Source organism: Streptomyces sp. JLBG701 (genome assembly GCF_058544905.1).
The window spans coordinates 5,732,072-5,758,024 of the sequence record NZ_CM178588.1 but is presented as its reverse complement, the minus strand read 5'-3'; the positions used below and the strand labels follow the sequence as shown (position 1 = coordinate 5,758,024).

21 protein-coding genes, 1 tRNA gene and 1 pseudogene are annotated in these 25,953 nt (G+C 69.6%); 12 read left to right on the top strand and 11 right to left on the bottom strand.

Features of this window, described 5'->3' with window-relative positions; all coding sequences use genetic code 11:
* Positions 1–176: 176 nt before the first annotated feature.
* The 5 genes and pseudogenes from AC5DRG_RS26655 to AC5DRG_RS26635 all read left to right on the top strand — a co-directional run bounded on the left by AC5DRG_RS26655 (position 177) and on the right by AC5DRG_RS26635 (position 8,287).
* Entirely contained in the window at positions 177–1,685 is a 1,509-nt protein-coding gene (locus AC5DRG_RS26655) for a cytochrome ubiquinol oxidase subunit I (RefSeq protein WP_491801969.1), read from the top strand.
* A 20-nt stretch (positions 1,686–1,705) separates the two neighbouring features.
* A complete protein-coding gene (gene cydB, locus AC5DRG_RS26650) occupies positions 1,706–2,725 on the top strand; it encodes a cytochrome d ubiquinol oxidase subunit II (RefSeq protein WP_491801968.1) in 1,020 nt (339 codons plus the stop codon).
* 81 nt (positions 2,726–2,806) lie between these two features.
* Positions 2,807–6,319: a thiol reductant ABC exporter subunit CydD gene (cydD, locus tag AC5DRG_RS26645; protein WP_491801967.1), complete on the top strand. Its 3,513-nt coding sequence runs from the start codon at positions 2,807–2,809 to the stop codon at positions 6,317–6,319.
* Between the two features lie 79 nt (positions 6,320–6,398).
* Positions 6,399–7,063, top strand: a pseudogene (locus tag AC5DRG_RS26640) (hypothetical protein).
* Positions 7,064–7,213: 150 nt separating this feature from the next.
* Entirely contained in the window at positions 7,214–8,287 is a 1,074-nt protein-coding gene (locus AC5DRG_RS26635) for a peptidoglycan DD-metalloendopeptidase family protein (RefSeq protein ID WP_491801966.1), read from the top strand.
* A gap of 12 nt (positions 8,288–8,299) precedes the next feature.
* On the opposite strand, the gene AC5DRG_RS26630 is transcribed toward AC5DRG_RS26635, so the two are convergent.
* The 8 genes from AC5DRG_RS26630 to AC5DRG_RS26595 form a co-directional block, all read right to left on the bottom strand.
* A complete protein-coding gene (locus AC5DRG_RS26630) occupies positions 8,300–9,187 on the bottom strand; it encodes a Cof-type HAD-IIB family hydrolase (protein ID WP_491801965.1) in 888 nt (295 codons plus the stop codon).
* 49 nt (positions 9,188–9,236) lie between these two features.
* The gene (locus AC5DRG_RS26625; RefSeq protein WP_491801964.1) at positions 9,237–10,130 is read right to left on the bottom strand and encodes an LLM class flavin-dependent oxidoreductase; all 894 of its coding nucleotides are present in this window, start codon (positions 10,128–10,130) and stop codon (positions 9,237–9,239) included.
* A gap of 110 nt (positions 10,131–10,240) precedes the next feature.
* Complete coding sequence (locus tag AC5DRG_RS26620) at positions 10,241–11,704, bottom strand: MFS transporter (RefSeq protein WP_491801963.1); 1,464 nt, start codon at positions 11,702–11,704, stop codon at positions 10,241–10,243.
* A 607-nt stretch (positions 11,705–12,311) separates the two neighbouring features.
* Positions 12,312–12,854, bottom strand: coding sequence for an RNA 2'-phosphotransferase (locus tag AC5DRG_RS26615; protein WP_491801962.1), 543 nt, complete (start codon positions 12,852–12,854; stop codon positions 12,312–12,314).
* 123 nt (positions 12,855–12,977) lie between these two features.
* The gene (locus tag AC5DRG_RS26610; protein WP_491801961.1) at positions 12,978–13,925 is read right to left on the bottom strand and encodes a MerR family transcriptional regulator; all 948 of its coding nucleotides are present in this window, start codon (positions 13,923–13,925) and stop codon (positions 12,978–12,980) included.
* On the bottom strand, positions 13,922–14,803 hold the full coding sequence (locus AC5DRG_RS26605; RefSeq protein ID WP_491801960.1) for a metal-dependent hydrolase: 882 nt from the start codon (positions 14,801–14,803) through the stop codon (positions 13,922–13,924). Before AC5DRG_RS26605 ends, AC5DRG_RS26610 begins: the two co-directional genes overlap by 4 nt.
* Entirely contained in the window at positions 14,800–16,578 is a 1,779-nt protein-coding gene (locus AC5DRG_RS26600) for an SDR family oxidoreductase (RefSeq protein WP_491813165.1), read from the bottom strand. The genes AC5DRG_RS26605 and AC5DRG_RS26600 overlap by 4 nt, the downstream gene beginning before the upstream one ends.
* 5 nt (positions 16,579–16,583) lie before the next feature.
* Positions 16,584–17,426 carry a M24 family metallopeptidase gene (locus tag AC5DRG_RS26595; protein ID WP_491801959.1) on the bottom strand — a complete coding sequence of 281 codons (843 nt, stop codon included), beginning with the start codon at positions 17,424–17,426 and terminating at the stop codon, positions 16,584–16,586.
* 260 nt (positions 17,427–17,686) lie between these two features.
* On the opposite strand from AC5DRG_RS26595, the gene AC5DRG_RS26590 reads away from it, so the two are divergent.
* The 7 genes from AC5DRG_RS26590 (at position 17,687) to AC5DRG_RS26560 (ending at position 22,302) form a co-directional block, all read left to right on the top strand.
* Entirely contained in the window at positions 17,687–18,649 is a 963-nt protein-coding gene (locus tag AC5DRG_RS26590) for an ABC transporter ATP-binding protein (protein ID WP_491813164.1), read from the top strand.
* Complete coding sequence (locus tag AC5DRG_RS26585) at positions 18,639–19,547, top strand: ABC transporter permease (RefSeq protein WP_491801958.1); 909 nt, start codon at positions 18,639–18,641, stop codon at positions 19,545–19,547. The genes AC5DRG_RS26590 and AC5DRG_RS26585 overlap by 11 nt, the downstream gene beginning before the upstream one ends.
* Positions 19,544–20,455: an ABC transporter ATP-binding protein gene (locus AC5DRG_RS26580; protein ID WP_491801957.1), complete on the top strand. Its 912-nt coding sequence runs from the start codon at positions 19,544–19,546 to the stop codon at positions 20,453–20,455. The genes AC5DRG_RS26585 and AC5DRG_RS26580 overlap by 4 nt, the downstream gene beginning before the upstream one ends.
* An 11-nt stretch (positions 20,456–20,466) precedes the next feature.
* The gene (locus AC5DRG_RS26575) at positions 20,467–21,186 is read left to right on the top strand and encodes an ABC transporter permease subunit (protein ID WP_491801956.1); all 720 of its coding nucleotides are present in this window, start codon (positions 20,467–20,469) and stop codon (positions 21,184–21,186) included.
* Positions 21,187–21,255: 69 nt separating this feature from the next.
* Positions 21,256–21,495 carry an SGM_3592 family protein gene (locus AC5DRG_RS26570; RefSeq protein WP_491801955.1) on the top strand — a complete coding sequence of 80 codons (240 nt, stop codon included), beginning with the start codon at positions 21,256–21,258 and terminating at the stop codon, positions 21,493–21,495.
* A 284-nt stretch (positions 21,496–21,779) separates the two neighbouring features.
* Positions 21,780–21,885 (top strand) — tRNA-OTHER (locus tag AC5DRG_RS26565).
* Positions 21,886–21,918: 33 nt separating this feature from the next.
* The gene (locus tag AC5DRG_RS26560; protein ID WP_491801954.1) at positions 21,919–22,302 is read left to right on the top strand and encodes a hypothetical protein; all 384 of its coding nucleotides are present in this window, start codon (positions 21,919–21,921) and stop codon (positions 22,300–22,302) included.
* A gap of 40 nt (positions 22,303–22,342) precedes the next feature.
* Here AC5DRG_RS26560 and AC5DRG_RS26555 read toward each other — a convergent pair whose 3' ends face one another.
* From AC5DRG_RS26555 to pheA, 3 genes are all read right to left on the bottom strand, one after another.
* Entirely contained in the window at positions 22,343–23,152 is an 810-nt protein-coding gene (locus AC5DRG_RS26555; RefSeq protein WP_491801952.1) for an HAD family hydrolase, read from the bottom strand.
* Positions 23,149–24,426 (bottom strand): serine--tRNA ligase, encoded by a 1,278-nt coding sequence (serS, locus tag AC5DRG_RS26550; protein WP_491801951.1) that lies wholly within the window; start codon positions 24,424–24,426, stop codon positions 23,149–23,151. The genes AC5DRG_RS26555 and serS overlap by 4 nt, the downstream gene beginning before the upstream one ends.
* Positions 24,427–25,001: 575 nt before the next feature.
* Positions 25,002–25,934 carry a prephenate dehydratase gene (pheA, locus tag AC5DRG_RS26545; RefSeq protein WP_491801949.1) on the bottom strand — a complete coding sequence of 311 codons (933 nt, stop codon included), beginning with the start codon at positions 25,932–25,934 and terminating at the stop codon, positions 25,002–25,004.
* Between the last annotated feature and the right edge of the window lie 19 nt (positions 25,935–25,953).

Genomic DNA, 25,953 nt, shown 5'->3' with positions numbered 1-25,953 from the left:
TGGGGCCGGTCGGTCGCGTTAGGGGACCCCCCGCCTCTCACGCCTCGAACGGCCATGCGCCATAATTCCTTGTGAATGTGAACGCGTTCACAAGCGTGTCCCGGTTGCTCCAATGATGCGTGTGACATAAGGGGCAAACTGCCGCAGTACCACGGCGACGTAAGGAGACTGACGACGTGGATTTGGCTTTGGCGCCGGAGACTTTGGCGCGCTGGCAGTTCGGCATCACCACCGTCTACCACTTCCTCTTCGTCCCCCTGACGATTTCGCTGGCGGCCCTCACGGCCGGCCTGCAGACCGCCTGGGTGCGCACGGAGAACGAGAAGTACCTCAGGGCGACCAAGTTCTGGGGCAAGCTCTTCCTGATCAACATCGCGATGGGCGTCGTCACCGGCATCGTGCAGGAGTTCCAGTTCGGTATGAACTGGTCCGCCTACTCGCGCTTCGTGGGGGACATCTTCGGCGCCCCGCTCGCCTTCGAGGCGCTGATCGCCTTCTTCTTCGAGTCGACCTTCATCGGCCTGTGGATCTTCGGCTGGGACAAGCTGCCCAAGAAGATCCATCTGGCCTGCATCTGGATGGTCTCGATCGGCACGATCCTGTCGGCGTACTTCATCCTCGCGGCCAACTCATGGATGCAGCACCCCGTCGGCTACAAGATCAACAAGGCGAAGGGGCGTGCCGAACTCACCGACTTCTGGCACGTGCTGACCCAGAACACCGCACTGGCCCAGGCGTTCCACACGCTCAGCGCCTCCTTCCTGACCGGCGGCGCCTTCATGGTCGGCATCGCCGCGTTCCACCTGCTCCGCAAGAAGCACATCCCGGTGATGAAGACCTCGCTGCGGCTCGGTCTGATCACCGTCATCATCGGCGGACTGCTCACCGCGGTCAGCGGTGACACCCTCGGCAAGGTCATGTTCAAGCAGCAGCCGATGAAGATGGCCGCCGCCGAGGCGCTGTGGGACGGGCAGGACTCCGCGCCGTTCTCGATCTTCGCGTACGGCGATGTCAGCAAGGGGCACAACACCGTCGAGCTGTCGATCCCCGGGATACTGTCGTTCCTCGCCGACGACGACTTCACCTCGTACGTCCCGGGCATCAACGACACCAACAAGGCCGAGCAGGAGAAGTACGGCCCCGGCGACTACCGCCCGATCATCCCCGTCACCTTCTGGGCCTTCCGCTGGATGATCGGTTTCGGGATGGCGTCCCTCGCCATCGGCATCGTCGGACTCTGGCTGACCCGCAAGAAGTTCATGCTGCCGCAGCATCTGCGGGTCGGTGACGACGAAGTGCCGCACCTGGTCCTCTTCAAGAACAAGGCACTCGGCCCGACGCTCACCAAGTGGTACTGGCGCATTGCGATCTGGACCCTGGCCTTCCCGCTGATCGCCAACTCCTGGGGCTGGATCTTCACCGAGATGGGCCGTCAGCCGTGGGTCGTCTACGGCCTCTTCCAGACCCGTGACGCGGTCTCCCCCAGCGTCTCCCAGGGCGAGGTCCTCACCTCGATGATCGTCTTCACCACGCTGTACGCCATCCTCGCCGTCGTCGAGGTCAAGCTGCTCGTGAAGTACGTCAAGGCCGGCCCGCCCGAGCTCACCGAGGCCGACCTCAATCCGCCCACGAAGATCGGCGGCGACTCCCGTGACGCCGACAAGCCGATGGCCTTCTCCTACTAGGCCGAGGGAGCTGCACAGTCATGGAACTGCACGACGTCTGGTTCGTCCTCATCGCCGTCCTGTGGACCGGCTACTTCTTCCTGGAGGGCTTCGACTTCGGGGTCGGCATCCTCACCAAGCTGCTCGCCCGGGACCGGACCGAGAAGCGGGTGCTGATCAACACCATCGGCCCCGTCTGGGACGGCAACGAGGTGTGGCTGCTCACGGCCGGCGGCGCGACCTTCGCCGCCTTCCCCGAGTGGTACGCCACGCTCTTCTCCGGCTTCTATCTCCCTCTGCTGATCATCCTGGTCTGCCTGATCGTCCGGGGCGTCGCCTTCGAGTACCGGTCGAAGCGGCCTGAGGAGAACTGGCAGCGCAACTGGGAGACGGCGATCTTCTGGACCTCGCTGATCCCTGCGTTCCTGTGGGGCGTCGCCTTCGGCAACATCGTGCGGGGCGTGAAGATCGACCAGAACTTCGAGTACGCCGGCAACTTCTGGGATCTGCTCAACCCGTACGCCCTGCTCGGCGGCCTGGTGACGCTGACCCTGTTCACCTTTCACGGTGCGGTGTTCGTGGCGCTCAAGACCGTTGGGGACATCCGGGTCCGGGCACGGAACCTGGCGCTGCAAGTCGGCCTCGTCACGGCCGTGTTGGCGTTGATCTTCCTGCTCTGGACGCAGGTCGAGAACGGCGACGGCAAGAGCCTGGTCGCGCTGGTCGTGGCCGTGCTGGCGCTGGTCGCGGCGCTGGTGGCGATTCGGGTCGGGCGTGAGGGCTGGTCGTTCGCGCTGTCCGGCGTCACCATTGTCGCCGCCGTCGCGATGCTCTTCCTGACGCTCTTCCCGAACGTCATGCCGTCCTCGCTCAATGCGGACTGGAGCCTCACGGTCACGAATGCCTCGTCGAGCCCGTACACCCTGAAGATCATGACCTGGTGTGCGGGGATCGCCACGCCGATCGTGTTGCTCTATCAGAGTTGGACGTACTGGGTGTTCCGCAAGCGGATCGGGACGCAGCACATCGCCGCGGACGCGGCTGCCGGATCCGCGCACTGAGTCTCAATTGGGGCATGTTTCACGTGAAACATGCCCCTTGAGGCCTCCGTTGAGGCTTGTTGACAAGAGGGTGTGTTTCACGTGAAACCAATCGACCCGCGCCTGCTGCGCTACGCCCGCGCCACCCGCCTCTTCCTGGCGGCGGTCGTCGGCCTGGGTGCTGTCGGAGCGGCGCTGGTCATCGCCCAGGCGATGCTCATCGCCGAGGTCGTGGTGGGCGCGTTCCAGCACGGACTGTCGGTCACCGAACTCCGTACTCCGCTGCTGCTGTTGGTGGCCGTCGCAGGTGGGCGGGCGCTGGTCTCCTGGCTCACCGAGCTCGCCGCACACCGGGCGAGCGCGGCGGTGAAGTCAGAGCTGCGGGGGCGGCTGTTGGAGCGTTCCGCCGCGCTGGGGCCCGGCTGGCTGAGCGGGCAGCGGACCGGTTCGCTGGTCGCCCTCGCCACGCGGGGAGTCGACGCCCTCGACGACTACTTCTCGCGCTATCTGCCGCAGTTGGGGCTCGCGGTCGTCGTGCCGGTGGCGGTGCTGGCGCGGATCGTCACCGAGGACTGGGTGTCGGCGGCCATCATCGTCGGTACCCTGCCGCTCATCCCGGTCTTCATGGTGCTGATCGGCTGGGCCACGCAGTCGCGGATGGACCGTCAGTGGCAGTTGCTGTCCCGGCTCTCCGGACACTTCCTGGACGTCGTGGCGGGGCTGCCCACCCTGAAGGTGTTCGGGCGGGCCAAGGCGCAGGCCGACTCGATCCGGCGGATCACCGGCGAGTACCGGCAGGCGACCATGCGAACCCTGCGGATCGCCTTCATCTCCTCCTTCGCCCTGGAGTTGCTGGCCACCCTGTCCGTGGCCCTGGTCGCCGTGACCATCGGCATGCGGCTCGTCCACGGCGACATGGACCTGTACATCGGCCTGGTCATCCTGGTGCTCGCACCCGAGGCGTATCTCCCACTGCGCCAGGTCGGTGCGCAGTACCACGCGGCGGCGGAGGGGCTCGCGGCCGCCGAGGAGATCTTCTCGGTGCTGGAGACACCGGTGCCGGTGCCGGGGACCGGTGTTGTGCCGTCGGGGCCCTTGGCCTTCGAGGGGGTGACAGTTCGCTACCCCGGGCGGTCCATGGCTGCCGTGTCGGACGTCTCCTTCGCCGTGGAACCCGGGGAGACGGTCGCGCTCGTCGGACCGAGCGGGGCGGGCAAGTCGACGCTGCTGAGCGCCCTTCTGGGGTTCGTGCGGCCGGCCGAGGGGCGGGTGAGCGTCGGGGGAGTCGATCTCGCCGAGGTCGACCTGGAGCAGTGGCGCTCGCGGATCGCGTGGGTTCCGCAGCGACCGCATCTGTACGCCGGGACGATCGCCGAGAACGTACGGCTGGCGCGATCCGACGCGGACGAGGCTGCTGTACGGCGGGCGTTGGGGGACGCGGGGGCGCTGGAGTTCGTGGACGCGCTGCCGCGGGGGATCGACACCTTGCTCGGCGAGGACGGGGCCGGGCTGTCCGCCGGGCAGCGGCAACGGCTGGCGCTGGCAAGGGCGTTCCTCGCGGACCGGCCGGTGCTGCTGCTCGACGAACCGACGGCCGCGCTCGACGGGGAGACCGAGGCCGAGGTCGTGGCGGCGGTACGGCGGCTGGCCGTTGGGCGGACGGTGTTGCTGGTGGTGCATCGACCGGCGCTGCTGGGGGTGGCGGACCGGGTGGTGCGGCTGGAGGAAGCCGAGGCTCACACTCCGGCAGAAGCCGTGTCCAAGGCGGCCCAGCCGATTGAGGAGGCCGTGGCGGGGGATCCCGCATTCGGCGAGTTGGAGGCGGGGACTTCCGGGGAGTCGGAGGCAGCGGCAGCGCAGACCACGGTCGGCGTGCTCGCCCGCGTTCGTGCCATGTCCGCCGCCCGACGTGGCCGGCTCGCCCTCGCGTTGCTGCTCGGGAGTCTGGCGCTCGGCAGTGCCGTGGGGCTGATGGCGACCTCCGGGTGGCTCATCTCGCGGGCCTCGCAGCAGCCGCCCGTGCTGTATCTGATGGTGGCCGTGACGGCGACGCGGACCTTCGGGATCGGGCGGGCCGTCTTCCGCTACGCCGAGCGGCTCGTGTCGCACGACGCCGTGCTGCGGATGCTGGCCGACACCCGGGTCGCGGTCTACCGGCGGCTGGAGCGGCTGGCGCCCGCCGGGCTGCGGCAGACCCGCCGAGGCGATCTGCTGTCGCGGCTCGTCGCCGACGTGGACGCGCTCCAGGACTACTGGCTGCGCTGGCTGCTGCCCACCGGTGCCGCCGTGTTCGTGTCCGCCGCGGCCGTCGGTTTCACGGCCTGGCTGCTGCCCGAGGCCGGGGCAGTGCTCGCGGCCGGGCTGCTGGCGGCCGGCGCAGGCGTCCCGCTGCTCACGGGCGTCGTGGCGCGGCGCGCCGAGCGCAGGCTGGCCCCCGCCCGCGGGGAGCTCGCGACGCGCGTGACCGACCTGCTCACCGGGACCGCGGAACTGACGGTCGCCGGCGCCCTGCCCGCCCGTACCGCCGAGACGCGCAAGGCCGACGCGGTCCTGACGCGGATCGCCTCGCGCACCGCGACCGCGACCGCTCTCGGCGACGGACTCACCGCGCTCGTCTGCGGCCTGACCGTCGCCGCCACCGCCCTCGTCGGCGTCCAGGCGGTCACCGACGGGCGGCTGAGCGGTGTGGTGATGGCCGTCGTCGTCCTCACCCCGCTGGCCGCCTTCGAGGCCGTCCTCGGGCTGCCGCTCGCCGTGCAGTACCGGCAGCGGGTCCGCAAGAGCGCGGAGCGCGTGTACGAGGTCCTGGACGCCCCCGCGCCCGTGCGTGAGCCGGAGCGGCCGCGACAGGCGCCCGCAACGCCCTTCCCCGTCGTCGTGAGGGGCCTGGCCGCCCGGTACGCCGGGCAGGACCGGGACGCCCTCGCCGGGCTCGACCTGACCTTGGAGGAGGGGCACAGGGTCGCCGTGGTCGGGCCGTCCGGGTCCGGCAAGACGACGCTGGCGCAGGTACTGCTGCGGTTCCTGGACGCGGACGCCGGTTCGTACACGCTGGGCGGCGTGGACGCGTACGCGCTGGACGGCGACGACGTACGGCGGCTGGTCGGGCTGTGCGCCCAGGACGCGCACCTCTTCGACAGTTCCGTGCGCGAGAACCTGCTCCTCGCGAAGAAGGACGCCTCCGAGGCCGAACTGCGGGGCGCGCTCGCGCGGGCGCGGCTGCTCGACTGGGCCGAGACCCTGCCCGACGGCCTCGACACGCTGATCGGCGAGCACGGGGCGCGGCTGTCCGGCGGGCAGCGACAGCGGCTGGCGCTCGCCCGGGCGCTGCTCGCGGACTTCCCGGTGCTCGTGCTCGACGAGCCCGCCGAACATCTGGACCTGCCCACGGCCGACGCGCTCACCGCCGATCTGCTGGCCGCCACCGAGGGTCGTACGACGCTGCTCATCACCCACCGGCTGGCCGGTCTTGAGGCCGTGGACGAAGTAGTCGTGCTGGACGCGGGACGCGTCGTGCAGCGGGGGACGTACGCGGAGCTTGCCGCGGTAGAGGGGCCGTTGCGGCGGATGGCGGAGCGGGAGGCGGAGTCGGAGGTGTTGGTGGGGGCGGGCTGACGGCGCCCGTGTAGGAGCTGTGTCGCCCCACGCCACATCTCGACTTTCCTTGCCAAATAGGACTATTTAGGCTCGTGGCATGCCCTCAGCGCCGCGCCCCGATGCCCCGCCGCCCGCCCCGGGCCTCTCGGCCGAACTGGCCATACGGGTGCCGCAACTTCTCGATGCGATGCGGGCCGTCGGGAGCGGGCTGGAACTGCATTCCACGCTGGACCGGATCTGCGAGACCGCGGCCACCCTCGCGGACGCCCGATACGCGGCCATCGGCGTCGTCGACGAGGACATCGCCCGGCGGATCGGACGACTGCCCGACTGCCCGACGGTCACAAGGGGCTGCTGGGCGCCCTCAACCTGTACCTGGCCGAGAAGCGCGGCGGGCCGTTCAACGACTACAACCTCAACATGGTCCGGGTGCTGGCCACGGAAGCCGGCATCGCCGTCGGCAACGCCCGGCTGTACGAGGCGGCCAAGCAGCGCGTGCTGCGCGAGATCAACACGGCCGCCGTACCGCTCGGGTTCAAGCCCTCGCACCGCTTCGTCGGTCCGGTCGACTCCGTGGTCGGCGACCTCACCGGCAAGAACCTCATCGCCGCCCTGCGCGAGGCCCTCCCCAACGCCCGCCGGCGCAGCGGCCTGAAGAACCTCAAACGGCGGGCCGAATCGCTGGGCGGCGACAGCCGGCACGGGCCGGGAATCGGGGAGAACGGCGGCGGTACGACGGTGGCGTGGCAGGCACCGCTCTGAGTGAACCGCTCAACGCGCTGGGTGAATACTCCTGTTCAGTATGGAATGCCCCTGGTCGGCCCAGTGAGGTCAGCCATACGGGGCGCCTGGTCCCCCAGGCGTACGACTTCAACAGGACCAGGGGCCACGGCCCGGGTCACGATCGCTGACATGCGCTCATCTCGCCGCCATCCACTGCTCGTTCCGGCGCTGCTGTGCGCGCTCGCCGTTCTCGTGGCCCGGCCCACCGACGCCTCGGGCGACGGTGAAAGCACCGGGAACAGTGGCGCGGCCGGTTCCGACTCCGGTCTCAGTGTCCAGGTGGCGCGGTTGTACGACGACGCGGCGCTGGCGACGCAGCAGTACGAGGCGGGACGGCGTGAGGCCGAGGTGCAGCGGGCGCAGGCCCAGCGGTTCGAGCGACTTCTCGATCGCGAGCGGCGGGAGACCGCCGTCATGCACGAGGACCTGGGCCGGATCGCCCGCGCCCAGTACCGCAGTGGCGGCGGGCTCCCGATCACCGCGCAGATGATCCTCGCGGACAGCCCCGATGAGCTGATGCGCGGTCAGCGGGCCGTGTGGCAGGCGGATCTCGCCGTCAACAACGCGATCGGCAAGAGCCGCAGGGCTGAGGCCCGGCTCTCCGCCGACGAGGCGAAGGCCGCGGCGGCCTGGCAGAAACTGGAGAAACGGAGCGCCGAACTCGCCGGCGTCAAGACGACCATCCAGCAGAAGCTCGAAGAGGCGCGCTGGCAGTTGCAGGGCCAGGCGGACGCGTCGGTCGCGGCGGGCTCCTGCCGCGGTGCCGTCCGGCTCGACCAGACGCGAACGGACGTCACGCGCGCGTGGGTCGCGCCGGTCGAGACGTACGAGCTGTCCGCGGGCTTCGGCAGCGGTGGTGCGCGATGGGCGAACCGGCACACTGGGCAGGACTTCGCGGTGCCGATCGGTACGCCGGTGCGGTCGGTCGGCACGGGCCAGGTCGTGCGGGTCTCGTGCGGGGGCCCGTTCGGCATCGAGATCGTGATCGAGCACGCGGGCGGCTACTACACGCAGTACGCGCACCTCGCCGCCGTCACCGTCGACCAGGGCGACCGCGTGGCTCCCGGCCAGTGGATCGGCCAGTCGGGCACCTCCGGCAACTCCACCGGCCCGCACCTGCACTTCGAAGTGCGGGTCACCCCGGAGTTGGGGTCGGCGGTGGATCCGGTGCCGTGGCTGGCGGCGCGCGGTGTGCCGCTCTGACCGCCACGGCGGCTACAGCCGCTCCGCCACCATCCGCTCGATCACGACCGCCACCCCGTCGTCGTTGTTGGCGACCGTCCGTCCCGACGCCGCCGCGATCACATCGGGGTGCGCGTTGCCCATCGCGTACGACTGCCCGGCCCACGTCAGCATCTCGACGTCGTTCGGCATGTCCCCGAACGCGACGACCTCCTCGTGCGAGATGCCCCGCTCGGCACAGCACAGGGCGAGCGTGCTCGCCTTGGAGACACCCGGGCCGCTGATCTCCAGCAGGGCGCTGGGGCTGGACCGGGTGACGTTGGCGCGGTCGCCGATCGCGAGTCGGGCGAGGGTGAGGAAGGCGTCCGGGTCCATCTCGGGGTGGTAGGCGAGGATCTTGAGCACCGGTTCGTCGGCGCCGGGGGCGTCCGGGGCCAGCAGCTTCTCGGCGGGCGCGAGGGTGTCGGGGACCTCCATGTGCAGCTTCGGGTAGGCCGGCTCCTGGTAGAAGCCGTACGTCTGCTCGATCGCGTACACCGTTCCCGGCGCCGAATCACGCAGCAGTCGTACGGCGTCGAGCGCGTTCTGTCTGGCCAGCTCGCGCACCTTCACGAACCGGTGGGTGCCGGGGCCGCCGTGCAGGTCGACCACGGCGGCGCCGTTGCCGCAGATCGCCAGGCCGTGACCGTGGACGTGTTCACTGACGACGTCCATCCAGCGGGCCGGGCGGCCGGTGACGAAGAAGACCTCGATGCCCGCCTCCTCGGCGGACGCCAGGGCGGCGACCGTACGCGGGGACACCGACTTGTCGTCGCGCAGCAGGGTGCCGTCCAGGTCGGTGGCGATCAGCCGTGGCGGGACAAAGGCGGCCGGGGTCTCGGGCTGTCTGGTCGCTGAGGTCACCGGGCCATTCTCCCGCATATGCCCGCACGGGCGTGCGGCAGTCCGCACATGTGAGTAGACGCCACCCTCAGCCCAACTGCGCCGGGGCCTCCATGGCGATCTCCTCGAAGATCTTCTCGTCCGTCGCGAAGACCGAGTCGGGGATGGGCCAGTGGATCACGATCTCGGTGAACCCCAGCTCCTGGTGCCGCCCCGCGAAGTCCACGAACGCGTCCAAAGACTCCAGCGGACGCCCACGGTCCGGGGTGAACGCGGTGAGCAGGATCTTGTCGAGATCGGCCGCGTCCCGGCCGATCGCGGCGCACGCGTCGGCCAGGTTCTCGGCCTGTCCGCGAATGGCCTGAACCGACTGTTCGGGAGTGCCGTTCTCGTACAGCTTGGGGTCACCGGTCGTCACCCACGCCTGCCCGTACCGCGCCGCGAGCTTCAGCCCGCGCGGCCCGGTCGCGGCCACCGCGAAGGGCAGCCGAGGCCGCTGCACACAGCCCGGGATGTTGCGCGCCTCGTGCGCCGAGTAGAAGTCGCCCTCGTACGACACCGAGTCCTCGGTCAGCAGCCGGTCGAGCAGCGGCAGGAACTCCCCGAACCGGTCGGCCCGCTCGCGCGGGGTCCATGGCTCCTGGCCGAGCGCGGTGGCGTCGAAGCCGGTGCCGCCCGCCCCGATGCCGAGCGTGACCCGGCCGCCGGAGATGTCGTCCAGGGAGATCAGTTCCTTGGCGAGGGTCACCGGGTGCCGGAAGTTCGGCGAGGTAACGAGAGTACCCAGTCGCATACTCTGCGTAGCCGTCGCCGCTGCGGTCAACGTGGGTACCGCCCCGAACCACGGCCCGTCCCGGAAGGTGCGCCAGGAGAGGTGGTCGTAGGTGTAGGAGGTGTGAAACCCGAGGTCTTCGGCTCGCTGCCAGACCTTCTGTCCCTCGCCCCACCCGTGGATGGGGAGGATTACCGTGCTCAGTCGCATGCCTACGACCTTAAGCTCCGGTGACTGCGAGCCAGGAGCGCCGGCCCCACGGCCCGGAGGCGGGAACCGTGGGGTGCACCGGACCGGTCCGGCGCACCCCACGAGAAGGCTCACACGGAGATGGCCGCGGTGGAGTCGGTGGAGTCGCCGGTATCCGGTGCTCCAGGGCGGACGAGCAAGCCACAGAGGACGGCGCCGACGGCGAAGATGGCGCCGGCCCAGGCGAAAGCGGTGGTGTAGCTGTGGATCGCAGCATTGGCGAGGGTATCGGGGGTGGGGGTCCTGCCCTTGGTGTAGCTGCTGGCGGCATTGGCCGCGATGGTGCTGAGCAGGGCGATGCCGAGGGATCCCCCGATCTGCTGGGCGACGTTGACGGTGGCTGAGGCGACGCCCGCGTCGTGGGAGGCGACACCCCTGGTGGCGGTGTTCACCGACGGCGCCATGGCCGTGCCGAGCCCGATGCCGGTGACGATGAGGGCGGCCAGGATGTCGGCCGCGTAGGAGCTGTGGAGGGTGATTCCCGTCAGCCAGAGCATGCCGCCGGCGGCCGTGAGCATACCGGCGCCGATGAGGACACGGGGGCCGGTGCGGGACAGCAGGAGGCTGGTGGCGAAGGTGGCGGCGACGGCCGTCGCGCCGACCAGGGGCAGGAAGGCCAGGCCAGTTCGGATGGGGGAGAAACCGAGGTTCTGCTGCAGGTAGTAAGTGAGGAACAGGAAGATCCCGAACATCCCGACGCCCATGACGAACATGGCCAGATAGGCGCCACCGCGGTTGCGGTCGAGGAGGATCCGCAGGGGCAGCAAGGGGTGGGCGGCCTTGGTCTGCCGGATCACGAACACGGTCAGGAGTACGACTCCCACCAGCAGGAAGACCCAGGTGCTCGTGGCGCTCCAGGAGTGGGTCTGTGCGTTGGCGAAGCCGTAGACGAGGGCGAAGAGACCGGCACTGGCGGTGACGGTGCTCGGCAGGTCGAGGTGGGGTCGCCCTTCGACCGTGGTGTGGGGCAGCAGGGCCGCGGTGCCGACGAGGGCGACGGCGGCGAAGGCGAGGTTGACGTACAGACACCAGCGCCAGTCGAGGTACTCGGTGAGCACTCCGCCGAGCAGCAGGCCGAATGCGCCGCCGGCGCCGGCGATGGCGCCGTAGATGCCGAACGCCCGGTCGCGTTCCGCGGCCACGGTGAAGGTGGTGGTGAGCAGGGAGAGGACGGCGGGGGCGAGCAGCGCGGCGCACAGCCCCTGAGCGGCACGGGCCGTGACCAGCATCCCGAAGCTGGTGGCGGCGCCACCGAGCGCGGAGGCGACGGCGAAACCGGCCAGCCCGACGACCAGCGTCAGCTTGCGGCCGAACAGGTCGGCGATCCGCCCGCCGAGCAGCAGCAGACTGCCGAACGCGAGAGCGTAGGCGGTGACGACCCACTGTCGTTGGTTGTCGGAGAAGCCGAGGTCGTGCTGGGCTGAGGGTAGTGCGATGTTCACGATCGTGGAATCGAGGATCACCATCAACTGGGCGACGCCGAGCACCACGAGGATCCACCAGCGCCGAGCGTGGTTCGGGCCGCCCTCGCCCACGACTACGGACGTGCCTGGAGTGTGGCCCGCCGATGTGCCGCCGGGCCCGCCGGCCGGGCCATCGGAGTGGGTCTCCCCGGTCGTGGTCTCGCCGGATGCGGTAGTGGTACCCCCGTTGCCATGCCACGGGAGGTGGAATTCCCTGCGGTGAGACGGGTGCCTTCGGATCGCCACGATGATTGTCCCTTCAGGGGCGACGCGCGAGATCTGCCGAACTGGTCGTTGAGTTACGCAATCAATATCCCGTTACGTCGACGGTGCGCGCTGGGGCCGGATGGTCCCTACGTATCGGGCCGAACGGCATAGCGCGCACAGGGGCCTGTCGGGACACCGGGCGGGCCGCCCACGGCTGATGCCGACCCGGCCCAAAGCGAATTCCCCCAGGTCAGGCTGCGATAGGCGAAAAGGGCTTGGTTGAGGTCACCGGCGTGCCCAGCCAGCTGCTCCGCGCGCTGCCATGCCTCACGGCCCCCTTCGTTCCAGCGGCGGTGCGGGAGGATCGCGGTGCTCAGGCGCGGACTCGTGTTTTCGAGACCGAGCGGCCCAACGTGTTTCACGTGAAACGGTCACCGTGCGCGGCTGCTCGGCCACGGGCTGAGGCGCGCGCTCACCCGGGGAATCGCAGGTACTGCGGCGGTACGGCCTCGGTGAGCCACACCCCGTTCGCGCTGACCCGGAACACATGGCCGTCGCGGTGCATGGCGGCCGCGTCCACCGAGAGCACGACGGGCCGGCCGCGGCGGGCGCCCACGCGGGTCGCGGTCTCGCGGTCCGGCGAGAGGTGTACGTCGTGCCGGTTCATGGGGCGGAGGCCCTCGGCGCGGATCGCGTCCAGATTGCGGGCCACGGTCCCGTGATAGAGGTACGGCGGTGGGGGCGTCGGCGGCAGGCCGAGGTCGACCTCGATGCTGTGGCCCTGGCTGGCGCGGATTCTGGTTCCCTCGATCGCGAACCGCCGCTTGTCGTTCGTGGCCACCACGTGGTCGAGCTCGTCCCGCGTGAACCGGAACCCGTGCGCCGCGCACGCCGCGATCAGCGTGTCGATCTCGACCCAGCCGGCCTCGTCGAGGACTAGCCCGATCCGCTCGGGCTGATGCCGGAGGTGCTTCGAGAGGTACTTCGACACCTTCACGGTGCGTCTTTCATCCATGCTCACCAGCGTGGCGGAAGAGACGCGGATCACGCATTTGATTTTGGTACCCAGGTTTGATCCACAGCCAAGTGCAGTTATCCACAGGGGAATTGGCGATTCTGTGGACAACCAACCGTGGATTCAGGGGGTTTGATCAAGATCATCTGACTTGGCGTGGGTTGAGGCGAGCTCGTCCAAGGTCCGTGCCCGCACTTCACGTTCGGCGGCCAGCGTGATGAAGGTGGCGGCCTGTCCGGAGCCAACCAGTCGCTCCACGGCCCGCATTGTCTCCGCCGGTATGGGCACGGAGCGTGGTTCGTCGCGCGACGGTGCGGCCATCACGCCGCCGAGGTGCCGGCGCAGGTGACGGGTCGCGAACAACCGCATGGCACGGGCCAGTTCGGCGTCCACCGTCTGCTGGGCGAGCGGCCGCAGCCGTCGTACGAGTGATGCCGCCTCGGCCGCGTCCGCGTCGGTCGGGCGGTGCGGGCCGTCGAGGTAGCGGGCGAAGACGTGCTCGGTCGTGAACTCCAGGAAACGGGCGGCGATGTGCTCGACCTGGCCCCTCAACTCCCGTAGGTGGTCCGAGATCGCCGACAGCGGGACTCCGGCCGCGTGCAACTCGACGGCCACGGCGAGTTCTTGGGGGCTCGGCACGAGGAAGGAGTCCTCGTTCCCGGGCACCGGCTCCAGCACGCCGAGCTCGACCGCTTCGGCGACCGCCGCGTCGTCCGGGCTGCCGCCGAACCGCTCGTCCAGCTCGGCACGGGTGATCCGGACCGCCTCCTCGTCGGTCCACGGTCCGCCCACCTCGGCGACCAGGCCGAGCACCCCGCGCAGGCCACGGCCCGTGTCGTAGGCCTCCAGGAGTTCCTTGATGGAGGCCAGCGTGTAGCCGCGGTCGAGGAGGTCGGCGATCTGGCGCAGGCGGGCGAGATGGGCGTCCGCGTAGACATTGGCGCGACCGCGGCGCTCGGGGCGGGGGAGCAGGCCGCGGTCCTGGTAGGCGCGGATGGTGCGGACGGTGGCGCCGCTGAGCCGCGCCAGGTCCTCTATGCGCAGGTCGGGCCCACTCCGCGCGTCGCTCACGAGGCTGCCCTCGCCGCCGGTGACCTGCGCAGATACTCCACCGCCCGGGCGGGCGAACCCTCCCGCGACGGATGGTACGACCGCCGCAGATAGCGGGGTATCGCCGCGCCGAGCTCCTGCCAGGTGGGCAGCAGGCCCTTGCGTACGGCCCTGTTGTGCTCGGCGAGCGAATAGCGCAGGCGGCCGGCCAGTTGGGGGTCGTGGCGTATGAGGTAGGCCGTGCCCCACGCCCACAGGTAGAGCATCACGGGGGCGGTGACCGTCATGCCGGCGAGGCGGCGGGCGTAGCGCTTTCGCGCACCCCGGCCACCGCAGTGCTCGTACATGTCGAAGGCGACCGCGCGGTGTTCGACCTCCTCCGCGCCGTGCCAGCGCAGCAGGTCGAGCATGATCTCGTCGGTGCCCGCCCGGTCCAGGCCGTCGGCGGCCAGCACCCAGTCGCCGAGCACCGCCGTGAACTGCTCGATCGCCGCGACGACCGACAGCCGGAAGCGCAGCCACTCCCGCGCGGGTATCGGCGCGCCGAGCGGCGGGTGCTCGCCGAGCAGCCGCTCGAAGAGGAAGTCGACGTACTTGGTGAACTCCTCAGTGTCCAGCCGCTGCGCCTTGAGGTGTTCCAGCACGTACGTGTGCTGCACGCTGTGCGTGGCCTCCTGGCCCATGAATCCCTTGACGTCCTTGAGGAGTTCGGGGTCCCGGATCAGTGGCAGGCCCTCCTTGAAGACCTTCACGAACCACCGCTCCCCCGCCGGCAGCAGCAGGTGCAGTACGTTCATGACGTGCGTGGCGGTCGGCTCGTCGGGGATCCAGTGCAGGGGCGTGCGCGACCAGTCGAAGGACACGCGGCGTGGCGCGATGGCGTGCCGCTCGGCGCTCACAGCGGTGGCTCCAGCCGTGCGATCGCCCGCAACGCCCTGGGCGTGAACCGGGACATGAGATGCGCGCCGCGCGCCTCCGGTGTGACGGGCACGACGGCCGCGCCCCGCACGACCGCCCGCAGGATCGCGTCGGCGACCTTCTCCGGCGGATAGTTGCGCAGCCCGTACAGGCGCGCGCTCCGCTTCTGGCGCCGCTTCTCCTCGGCGGCGTCGACGCCCGTGAAGCGCGCGGTCGAGGTGATGTTGGTGTTGACGAACCCCGGGCAGATCGCCGTGACGCCGATCCCCTGCCCGGCCAGCTCCGCGCGCAGGCACTCGCTGAGCATCAGCACCGCCGCCTTGGAGGTGCTGTAGGCGGGCAGCGCCTTCGAGGGCTGGTACGCCGCCGCCGACGCGGTGTTGACGATGTGGCCGCCCTGTCCGCGCTCGGCCATCTGCTTCCCGAAGAGCCGGCAGCCGTGGATCACGCCCCACAGATTGACGTCGAGGACCTTCTTCCAGTCCTCCGGGGTCGTGTCGAAGAAGGAACCGGAGAGTCCGATTCCGGCGTTGTTCACCAGGACGTCGACCACGCCGTACTCGGTGGCGACCTTCTCGGCGAGCTTCTCCATGGCCTCCGCGTCGGAGACGTCCACGGTCTCCGCCCAGGCCGCGGGGGCGCCGATCAGCCGGGCCAGCTCCGCCGTGCGGGCCGCGCTCTCCGCGTCCCGGTCGACTGCGACCACGCGCGCGCCGGCCTCCGCGAACGCGAACGCCGTGGCCCGCCCGATGCCGCTGCCGGCACCGGTGACCAGGACGAGCTGCCCGCCGAAGCGTTCCGCGTACTTGTCGGCGGACTTGCCCTTGCGCTTACCGGTGGCGATCACTTCCGTCCTCCCGCCCTCGTTGGCGGTCACGAACTCGGTGATCCAGGACGCCAGTTGATCGGGTCGCGTGCGCGGTATCCAGTGCTTCGCCGGGAGTGTACGGCGGACCAGCCGGGGCGCCCACAGCTCCAGTTCGTCGTAGAGCTTCTCCGACAGGAACGCGTCCCCCAGAGGCGTGATGAGTTGCACGGGCGCGTGGGCGTAAGCGTCCGTGCGCGGCCTGCTCAGCCGTGCCCGGACGTTGTCCCGGTACAGCCATGTGCCGTGTGCCGCGTCCGAGGGCAGCGACGAGGTCGGGTAGCCGCCGACGGGCACCTTCTCGACGCGCTCCAGGATCTTCGGCCAGCGTTTGCCGAGCGGGCCGCGCCAGGCCAGCTCGGGCAGCACGGGCGTGTGCAGCAGATACACGTACCAGGACTTGGCGCCCTGGCCCAGGAGCTGGCCGACCCGGCGCGGGGTGGGGCGCTTCACGCGCGTGTGGATCCAGTGCCCGAGGTGGTCGAGGGAGGGCCCCGACATCGACGTGAAGGAGGCGATGCGCCCCTCGGTGCGCTTGACCGTGACGAACTCCCAGGACTGCACCGAGCCCCAGTCGTGCCCCACCAGGTGCACCGGCTCGTCCGGGCTCACCGCGTCCGCGACGGCCAGGAAGTCGTCCGTCAGCTTCTCCAGCGTGAACCCGCCCCGCAGCGGCTTCGGGGCCGTGGACCGGCCGTGGCCCCGGACGTCGTACAGCACGACGTGGAAGCGCTCGGCGAGGCGGACGGCGACCTCCGACCAGACCTCCTTGCTGTCCGGGTAGCCGTGCACGAGGACGACCGTCGGCAGCGCCGGGTCCCCCAACTCGGCCACGCACAGCTCGACCCCGCCGGTGCGCACCCGGCGCTCCCGCGCACCCTCAAGCGTCACCGGCGTCACTTGTCCTCCGCCCAGCGCCGCACATGCGGCAGATCGTCGTCCAGCCAGAACGCGCTCTGCTCGGGGTCCCTGGAGTCGGTGACGACCAGGATCTCCTCGAACTTCGCGCCCGTGCCCCGGAAGCCGAGGTGCGGTTCGACCGCCCACAGGCCCGGCTTCGGCGGATGGTCGGAGAAGCGGTACGGCGACCACAGCGGGGACCAGCCCTCGCGGTGGCCGTGCAGCGCGTCGCTCGCCAGCCCCTTCAGGGACTGCGTGCCGAAGCCGAAGAGCCGCGGCGACCATGGCCTCTCCCTCACCCGGCCGACCTTGTGCGCGATCACGCCGAAGGGGTACGCGCGATGCCGGTTGGCGTAGCCCTGGCGGACCATGAGGCGGTCCACGTCCTCGTAGATCGTGCGCAGCGGGCGGCGCTCGCGCACCTCGCGCAGGATCAGCTCGCGGTGCGCCTCCAGGTCGTCCATCAGCCGGTCCTGGACCGGGTTGACGCCGAGCGAGCCGGAGTAGCCGATGTCCGCCGCGTAGCCCTTGTAGACGGGTGCCATGTCCAGGATGAACGGCATCCCCGGCTCCAGTCGGCGGTTGGTCGGGAAGAACTGGAGCGGCACCCGGAAGTTCACGAACGCCGTGCGGTCCCCGAACCACGCGAAGGGCAGATGGAACCAGTCCCGCACCCCTCGCTCGCGCAGCCACTCGCGCTGCATCCGCGCCGCCCCGCGCTCGGTCACTCCCGGTCTCAGCCGGGCCGCCACAGCCTGAGCGCACTCGTAGGCGAGGCGCTGTACTTGCCTGAATCCCCGTAGTTCCGCCGCTAGTTCACCTGTCGCTGCCGTCGTCATGCCGAATCCGCCCCACTCGTCCACGCTGACACTGCGGTACGTGCCCGTAACTTGACACTGGCGAATGTGACAGTCGTTAGAGGCTGCGTCAATAGGCCTGTGCGGGCCTGTGGACAACCGCGCCGATGTGGAAAACCAGGGGCCCGTTGTTCGACCTCAGGGTGACCCTTACGGTCCCGTACAACCTCAGAGGGATGCCAAGACGGCTCTCGGGTCTGACGACTGGCGTGGTCTGGGTCACTATCTTCGAAGACGTGACTGTGATCGCGACCGAAAGCCTGAGCAAGCGGTTCCCCAGGGTGACCGCTCTTGACCGGCTCTCCGTGGACGTCGGCCCCGGTGTGACGGGGCTCGTCGGGGCCAACGGAGCCGGCAAGTCAACACTGATCAAGATCCTGCTGGGTCTGTCCCCCGCCACCGAGGGCCGAGCCGAAGTGCTCGGACTCGATGTCGCCACCAAGGGCGGCGACATCCGTGAGCGGGTCGGGTACATGCCCGAGCACGACTGCCTGCCGCCCGACGTCTCGGCCACCGAGTTCGTCGTGCACATGGCCCGCATGTCCGGCCTCCCGCCGGCCGCCGCCCGCGAGCGCACCGCGGACACCCTGCGGCACGTCGGTCTCTACGAGGAGCGATACCGCCCCATCGGCGGCTACTCGACCGGCATGAAGCAGCGCGTGAAGCTCGCGCAGGCCCTGGTCCACGACCCGCAGCTGGTCTTCCTGGACGAGCCGACCAACGGCCTCGACCCGGTCGGCCGCGACGAGATGCTCGGCCTGATCCGCCGCATCTACACCGACTTCGGCATCTCGGTCCTGGTCACCTCCCACCTGCTGGGCGAACTGGAGCGCACCTGCGACCACGTCGTCGTCATCGACGGCGGCAAGCTCCTGCGCTCCAGCTCCACCACGGACTTCACCCAGAACACGACCACGATCGCGATCGAGGTCACCGACAGCGACGAGCACCCGGACGGCACGCGCGCGGTGCGCGAGGCGCTCCACGCGCGCGGGGTGGAGGTCCACGAGGGCAGCGGCCTGCCGGGCGCCGGCCACATCCTGCTCCTCACCGCACAGGGCGAGGAGACCTACGACCTCGTGCGCGACCTCGTCGTCGACCTCGGGCTCGGCCTGGTGCGCATGGAGCAGCGCAGGCACCACATCTCCGAGGTCTTCACCGACAGCGACGCAGAGCGGAAGGAGGCCGTCGGCCATGGCAATTGACCAGCCCGTGGTTCCTCAGCCGGGCGACCAGACCCGCATCCACAACATCGGCTACCGCACCTACGACGGCCCGCGCCTGGGCCGCGCCTACGCCCGCCGCTCGCTCTACTCGCAGTCCCTGCGCGGCGCCTACGGCCTCGGCCGCTCGGTGAAGTCCAAGGTGCTGCCGATGCTGCTGTTCGTGGTGATGTGCGTGCCCGCGGCCATCATGGTCGCCGTCGCGGTCGCCACCAAGGCCAACGACCTGCCCGTCGACTACACGCGCTACGCGATCATCATGCAGGCCGTCATCAGCCTGTACGTCGCCTCGCAGGCGCCCCAGTCCGTCTCCCGCGACCTGCGCTTCAAGACCGTACCGCTGTACTTCTCGCGGCCCATCGAGACCGCCGACTACGTACGCGCGAAGTACGCGGCGCTGGCCTCCGCGATGTTCATCCTCACCGCGGCTCCCCTGCTCGTGCTCTATGTGGGCGCGCTGCTGGCCAAGCTCGACTTCTCCGACCAGACCAAGGGATTCGCACAGGGGCTCGTCTCCGTGGCACTGCTCTCACTGCTCTTCGCCGGACTGGGCCTGGTCATCGCGGCCATCACCCCGCGCCGCGGCTTCGGCATCGCGGCGATCATCGCCGTACTGACCATCTCCTACGGCGCCGTCACCACGCTCCAGGCCATCGCCGACTCGCAGGGCAGCACGAGCGCCATCCCCTGGATCGGCCTGTTCTCGCCCGTCACGCTCATCGACGGCGTGCAGTCCGCCTTCCTGGGCGCGACCCCGGCGCTGCCCGGCGAACACGGCCCCTCAAGCGGCCAGGGCGTGATCTACGTCCTCGTCGTCCTGGGCCTCGTCGCCGCCTGCTACGGCCTCATGATGCGCCGCTACCGAAAGGCCGGACTGTGACCACGCTCAGCATCGACCACGTCTCCCGCTGGTTCGGCAACGTGGTCGCCGTCAACGACATCACCATGACCATCGGCCCCGGCGTCACCGGCCTCCTCGGCCCCAACGGCGCCGGAAAGTCCACCCTCATCAACATGATGGGCGGCTTCCTGGCTCCCTCCACCGGCACCGTCACCCTCGACGGACAGCAGGTGTGGCGCAACGAGGAGATCTACAAGCACATCGGCATCGTCCCTGAGCGCGAGGCGATGTACGACTTCCTCACCGGCCGCGAATTCGTCGTCGCCAACGCCGAGTTGCAGGGGCTGGGTGCCAAGGCCGCGCAGAAGGCGCTGGCCACGGTCGAGATGGAGTACGCGCAGGACCGCAAGATCTCGACGTACTCCAAGGGCATGCGCCAGCGCGTGAAGATGGCGTCCGCCCTGGTCCACGAACCGTCGCTGCTCCTGCTCGACGAGCCCTTCAACGGCATGGACCCGCGCCAGCGCATGCAGCTCATGGACCTGCTCCGGCGCATGGGCGACGAGGGCCGCACCGTCTTGTTCTCGTCCCACATCCTTGAAGAGGTCGAGCAACTCGCCTGGCACATCGAGGTCGTCGTCGCCGGACGGCACGCGGCCAGCGGCGACTTCCGCAGGATCCGCCGCCTGATGACCGACCGCCCGCACCGCTATCTCGTACGCTCCAGCGACGACCGCGCCCTCGCGTCCGCGCTGATCGCCGACCCGTCGACCTCCGGCATCGAAGTCGACCTGGCGGAGGGCGTGTTGCGCGTCCAGGCCGTCGACTTCGGCCGCTTCACAGCCCTGTTGCCGCGGGTGGCAAGGGACCACGGCATCCGGCTGTTCACGGTCTCGCCGTCCGACGAGTCCCTCGAGTCCGTCTTCTCGTATCTCGTCGCGGCGTAGGAGGCCGAATCATGTACGACCCCACAGTCGCCCGACTCACCTACCGGGCCCTGCTCGGCCGCCGCCGGGCACTCATCCTGGGCGCGCTGCCACTGTTGCTCATCGCGATCTCCGTGGTCGTGCGCGGGCTCGCCGGCGCCGACGACCAGACCGCGTCCGACCTGCTGGGCGGCCTCGCGCTCGCCACGATGGTGCCGATCATCGGCGTCATCGCGGGCACCGGCGCGATCGGCCCGGAAATCGACGACGGCTCCGTCGTCTACCTGCTGTCCAAGCCGCTCAAGCGGCCGTCGATCATCTTCACCAAGCTGATCGTCGCGATCGCCGTGACCATGGTGTTCTCGGCGGTGCCCACGCTCATCGCGGGCCTGATCCTCAACGGCAACGGCCAGCAGATCGCCGTCGCCTACATGGTGGCCGCGCTGGTCGCCTCGATCGCGTACGCGGCGCTCTTCCTGCTGCTGGGCACGGTGTCCCGGCACGCGGTGGTCTTCGGCCTCGTCTACGCCCTCGTCTGGGAGGCCCTGTTCGGGTCCCTGGTCTCCGGTGCGCGCACGCTCAGCGTCCAGCAGTGGTCGCTGGCGGTGGCTCACAAGGTCGCCGGCGGAGACCTGGTGACCTCGGACGTCGGACTGACGACGGCGACCGTGCTGCTGGTCGCGGTGACCGTGCTGGCCACCTGGTACGCCGGGCAGAAGCTGCGCTCGCTGACCCTGGCGGGCGAGGAGTGATCTTGACAGGGACTTCACCCCTGCCCGGGCACACTGGGCAAACGGGGATGGAAGGCTAGGAGGACGGGGATGGCTGGAGAGGCTACGTTCGGCGGCGGGCAGGCGGAGTCGGGGGACGTCTGGGACGAGCTGGTCCTGGACGACGACTTCATACGCTCCGCCGAGACCGCCGAGCCGTCCGCACGCGCCCGGATGCTCGCCGCCCGCTGGCGCAACGAGTCGCCCGAGCCACAGCCCTGGCGCTCCGACGAACCGCCCGCCGGCTGGTTCTTCAGCAAGGCCCGCCGCCGCAGGTGGCGCCGCCGTTAGGACAGGGCCAGGCCGTCCCCGGCCGCCGTTTAATCAGTGGCGCTCAACTCGGTGTACCGGCACAGTGGTTGTGTCCACGACGCCGGATCGAGCCGGCGCCACGTTCTGGGAGAGGAGCTGAGCGATGTCCATGCACGACAGTACGCACAGCTCCCCACAGGGCAGCCCGCGGCGGTCTCCGGAGTAGTTACCCCTCCGTCGAGCCCGCCCATCACGGGGAGCTGCCCGGGGCGGCCGCTTCGAGCACGCGACGCACCACCGCGTTTCGCGTGGGCCGCCCACCCGGAGGATTGGCCGAGTGGTAAGGCACTGGCTTGCGCTGTGTTCAATTAAGGGCGAGTCATGGTCGGGCCTGGAAAGCCCGCGCACGTTCGATTCGTGCATCCTCCGCAAAACGTCGTCGCCAAGATAGGTTCAGGCGGCATGACGGAACCCATCTACTACGTCGACCGTTCGGACCTCCTTGAGGGCAGGCTCGCGGAGGTCAAGGACGGGATGCGCGACCTGGCCGCGTTCGTCGAGGCCCGCGAGCCGCAGCTGATCGCCTACCACTTCTACGTCGACGAGGCCGAGTCCACGATGACCACGGTGGCCGTCCATCCCGATTCGGCGTCGCTGGAGCTCCACATGGAGCTCGGTGGACCGAAGTTCCGCGGGTTCCGTGAGCTCATCCGCATGAACTCCATCGACGTGTACGGACGACCGAGCCCGGTGGTCGTCGACCAGCTCCGCCAGAAGGCCGAGATGCTCGGCGGCGGCACCGTCACCTTCCACACCCTGCAGGCGGGCTTCAGTCGACCGACCTGACCGACAGGAACTGGCCCCGGGACCCCGGGGCCTGTCGGCCCTAGCCCAGCAACCGCTCCAGCACCACCGCGATCCCGTCCTCCTCGTTGGAGGACGTCACCTCGTCCGCGACCGCCTTCAGCTCCTCGTGCGCATTGGCCATAGCCACGCCATACGACGCCCAACCGAACATCGGGATGTCATTGGGCATGTCACCGAAGGCAACCGTGTCCGCGGCCTTGAGACCCAGCCGCCGGGCCGCCAGTGACAGCCCGGTCGCCTTGGACAGGCCGAGGGGGAGGAGCTCGACGATCCCCTCACCGGCCATGGCGACCCCGACGAAGCCGCCGGCGGCAACCCGCGCGGCCTCGGCGAGCTCGTCGTCCGAGAGGCTCGGATGCTGTATGTAGATCTTGTTCAGCGGGGCCGCCCACAGATCCGCCGCGTCCGTGAACGGCGTCGCCGGAAGCTTGCCCGTGACCGAGTACCCGGGACCGACCAGCACGTCACCGTCCAGGCCGTCGCGGCTGGCCGCCAGGAACAGCGGACCGACCTCCGCCTCGATCTTCGCCAGGGCCACACCCGCCAGCTGACGGTCCAGGGTCACCGACGTCAGCAGACGATGCGCCCCGGCGTCGTACACCTGTGCGCCCTGGCCGCAGACCGCGAGTCCGTCGTAGCCCAGGTCGTCGAGGATGTGCCGGGTCCAGGGCACCGCCCGGCCCGTCACGATGATGTGCGCCGCGCCCGCGGCGGTGGCCGCCGCGAGCGCGTCACGGGTGCGTGGCGAGACCGACTCGTCGGAGCGCAGGAGCGTTCCGTCCAGGTCGGTCGCGATCAGCTTGAAGGGAAAGCCGGTGGCCGCACTCACTTGGCGATCGGCTCCAGGACCTCACGCCCGCCCAGGTACGGCCGCAGTACCTCAGGCACCCGCACGGAGCCGTCGGCCAGCTGGTGGTTCTCCAGCAGCGCGACGATCGTGCGCGGTACGGCGCACAGCGTGCCGTTCAGCGTCGCCAGCGGCTGCACCTTCTTGCCGTCGCGCATACGGACGGACAGGCGTCGCGCCTGGAAGCCGTCGCAGTTGGAGGCCGAGGTCAGCTCGCGGTACTTGCCCTGGGTCGGGATCCACGCCTCGCAGTCGAACTTGCGGGAGGCGGACGCGCCCAGGTCGCCCGAGGCCACGTCGATGACCTGGAAGGGCAGTTCGAGGCCGGTAAGCCACTGCTTCTCCCAGTCCAGGAGCCGCTGGTGCTCGTTCTCGGCGTCCGCGGGGTCGACGTACGAGAACATCTCGACCTTGTCGAACTGGTGCACGCGGAAGATGCCGCGTGTGTCTTTGCCGTACGTGCCGGCCTCGCGGCGGAAGCACGGCGAGAAGCCGGCGTAGCGCAGCGGCAGTTTGTCGGCGTCGAGGATCTCGTCCATGTGGTATGCGGCGAGCGGGACCTCGGAGGTGCCGACCAGGTAGTAGTCGTCCTTCTCCAGGTGGTACACGTTCTCCGCGGCCTGGCCGAGGAAGCCGGTGCCCTCCATGGCGCGCGGGCGGACCAGCGCGGGGGTGAGCATCGGGATGAAGCCGGCCTCGGTGGCCTGGGCGATCGCCGCGTTGACGAGCGCGAGCTCCAGGAGGGCGCCGACACCCGTCAGGTAGTAGAAGCGCGAGCCGGACACCTTGGCGCCGCGCTCGACGTCGATGGCGCCCAGCGCCTCGCCGAGCTCCAGGTGGTCCTTGGGCTCGAAGCCCTCGGCGCCGAAGTCACGGATCGTGCCGTGCGTCTCCAGGACGACGAAGTCCTCCTCGCCGCCGACGGGGACGTCGGGGTGGATGAGGTTGCCGAGTTGGAGCAGGAGGCGCTTGGTCTCCTCGTCCGCCTCGTGCTGCTCGGCGTCGGCCGTCTTGACGTCGGCGGCGAGCTGGCCCGCCCGCTGGAGGAGCTCGGCCTTCTCGTCCGGGGAGGCCTTGGGGATCAGCTTGCCGAGCGACTTCTGCTCGGAGCGGAGCTCATCGAAGCGGACGCCGGACGACCTGCGCCGCTCGTCGGCAGACAGGAGAGCGTCGACGAGCGCGACGTCCTCTCCACGGGCGCGCTGCGACGCACGCACACGGTCGGGGTCCTCACGGAGCAGGCGAAGGTCAATCACGCGCTCAAGGCTACCGGTGCGGGGTTGGGGCCCACGACCCAGAATTTCAGTACGCGGCTTGTGTTGCGTTTTGACCGAAATGTCGATCAACGTCAATTCAAGGTGAACGCTCCCTGAAGAGGATCAGGCGCGTGTCCCTGGTTGACTCGATTCCCTTGTGGGAGACGGAACTTGAGGGCGTCTTCATCCACAGAAGTCCACAGCCCCGAGAAGTTATCCACAGGGTGTGCGGAAGATCTGTGGACGCTGGAATTGATCATTCCGAAACGGCTCCACGGGGCGAGGAATTCCCGATCCAAACCAGGCGCACACCCACTTTCGGGTGGAAATGGGTCGCCTCAAAGGATTGATCAAAGGAAACGGGTGGACGAAGAGTGACCGTAGTGACTGTGGACGAACTTGTGGGCTGTAGGCCGATTTGTCGACTAGATGGCGCTTCCTTGTCGACTTGTCCCCAGGTCGAGAAGCAAGCCTGTGGATAACTTCTGTGGATAACGAAAATCGGCAGGTAGGACTGGTGGAAACCCGTCCGCAACCCGCGGGAAACCCGACGTACGCCTGCCTGGAAGGCAGGCTCAGAACCGCCCGTCCTGACACCGGGCCACCCAGTCCGACGCCGCCACGAACTCCTCGTCCGACGTCCCCGGGAAGGTGGGGCGTACGTCCTCCACCGCCGCGTCGGCGCGCGGGTACGAGCCGAGGAAGCGCACCTGGAGGCAGATCCGCTTGAGCCCCATCAGGGCCTCGGCGACCCGGCGGTCGGAGATGTGGCCCTCGGCATCGATGCAGAAGCAGTAGTTGCCGATGCCCTCGCCGGTGGGCCGAGACTGGAGCAGCATCAGGTTGATGCCCCGGGTGGCGAACTCGCCCAGCAGGTCGCGCAGACCCCCGGGGTGGTCGTCCCGCTGCCACAGCACCACCGACGTCTTGTCCGCACCGGTCGGTGCCGCGGGCCGGGCGGGCCGGCCGACCAGCACGAACCGCGTCTGCGCGTTCTCCGCGTCGTGGATCCCGGTCTCCAGGGCTTCGAGCCCGTACCGGGCGGCCGCGAACTCACCGGCGAAGGCGGCGTCGTACTGGCCCTCCTGGACCAGGCGCGCGGCGTCCGCGTTCGAGGCGGCCGACTCCCAGAGGGCGTCCGGGAGGTTCTTCTTGAGCCAGTTGCGCACCTGCGGCTGGGCGGCCGGATGTGCGGAGACCGTCTTGATGTCCGACAGCTTCGTGCCGGGCCGCACCAGCAGCGCGAAGGTGATCGACAGCAGCACCTCGCGGTAGATCATCAGCGGGGCGCCGGCTACCAGCTCGTCGAGGGTCGTCGTGATGCCGCCCTCGACGGAGTTCTCGATCGGCACGAACGCCGCCTCGGCCTCGCCGCCGCGCACCGCGTCGAGCGCGGACTGTACGGACACGTACGGGATCAGCTCCCGGGTGGCCGCCTCGGGAAGCGTGCGCAGGGCGACTTCGGTGAAGGTGCCCTCGGGACCGAGATACGCGTAGCTGGCTGGCATGACCTCACCCTAATGGGCC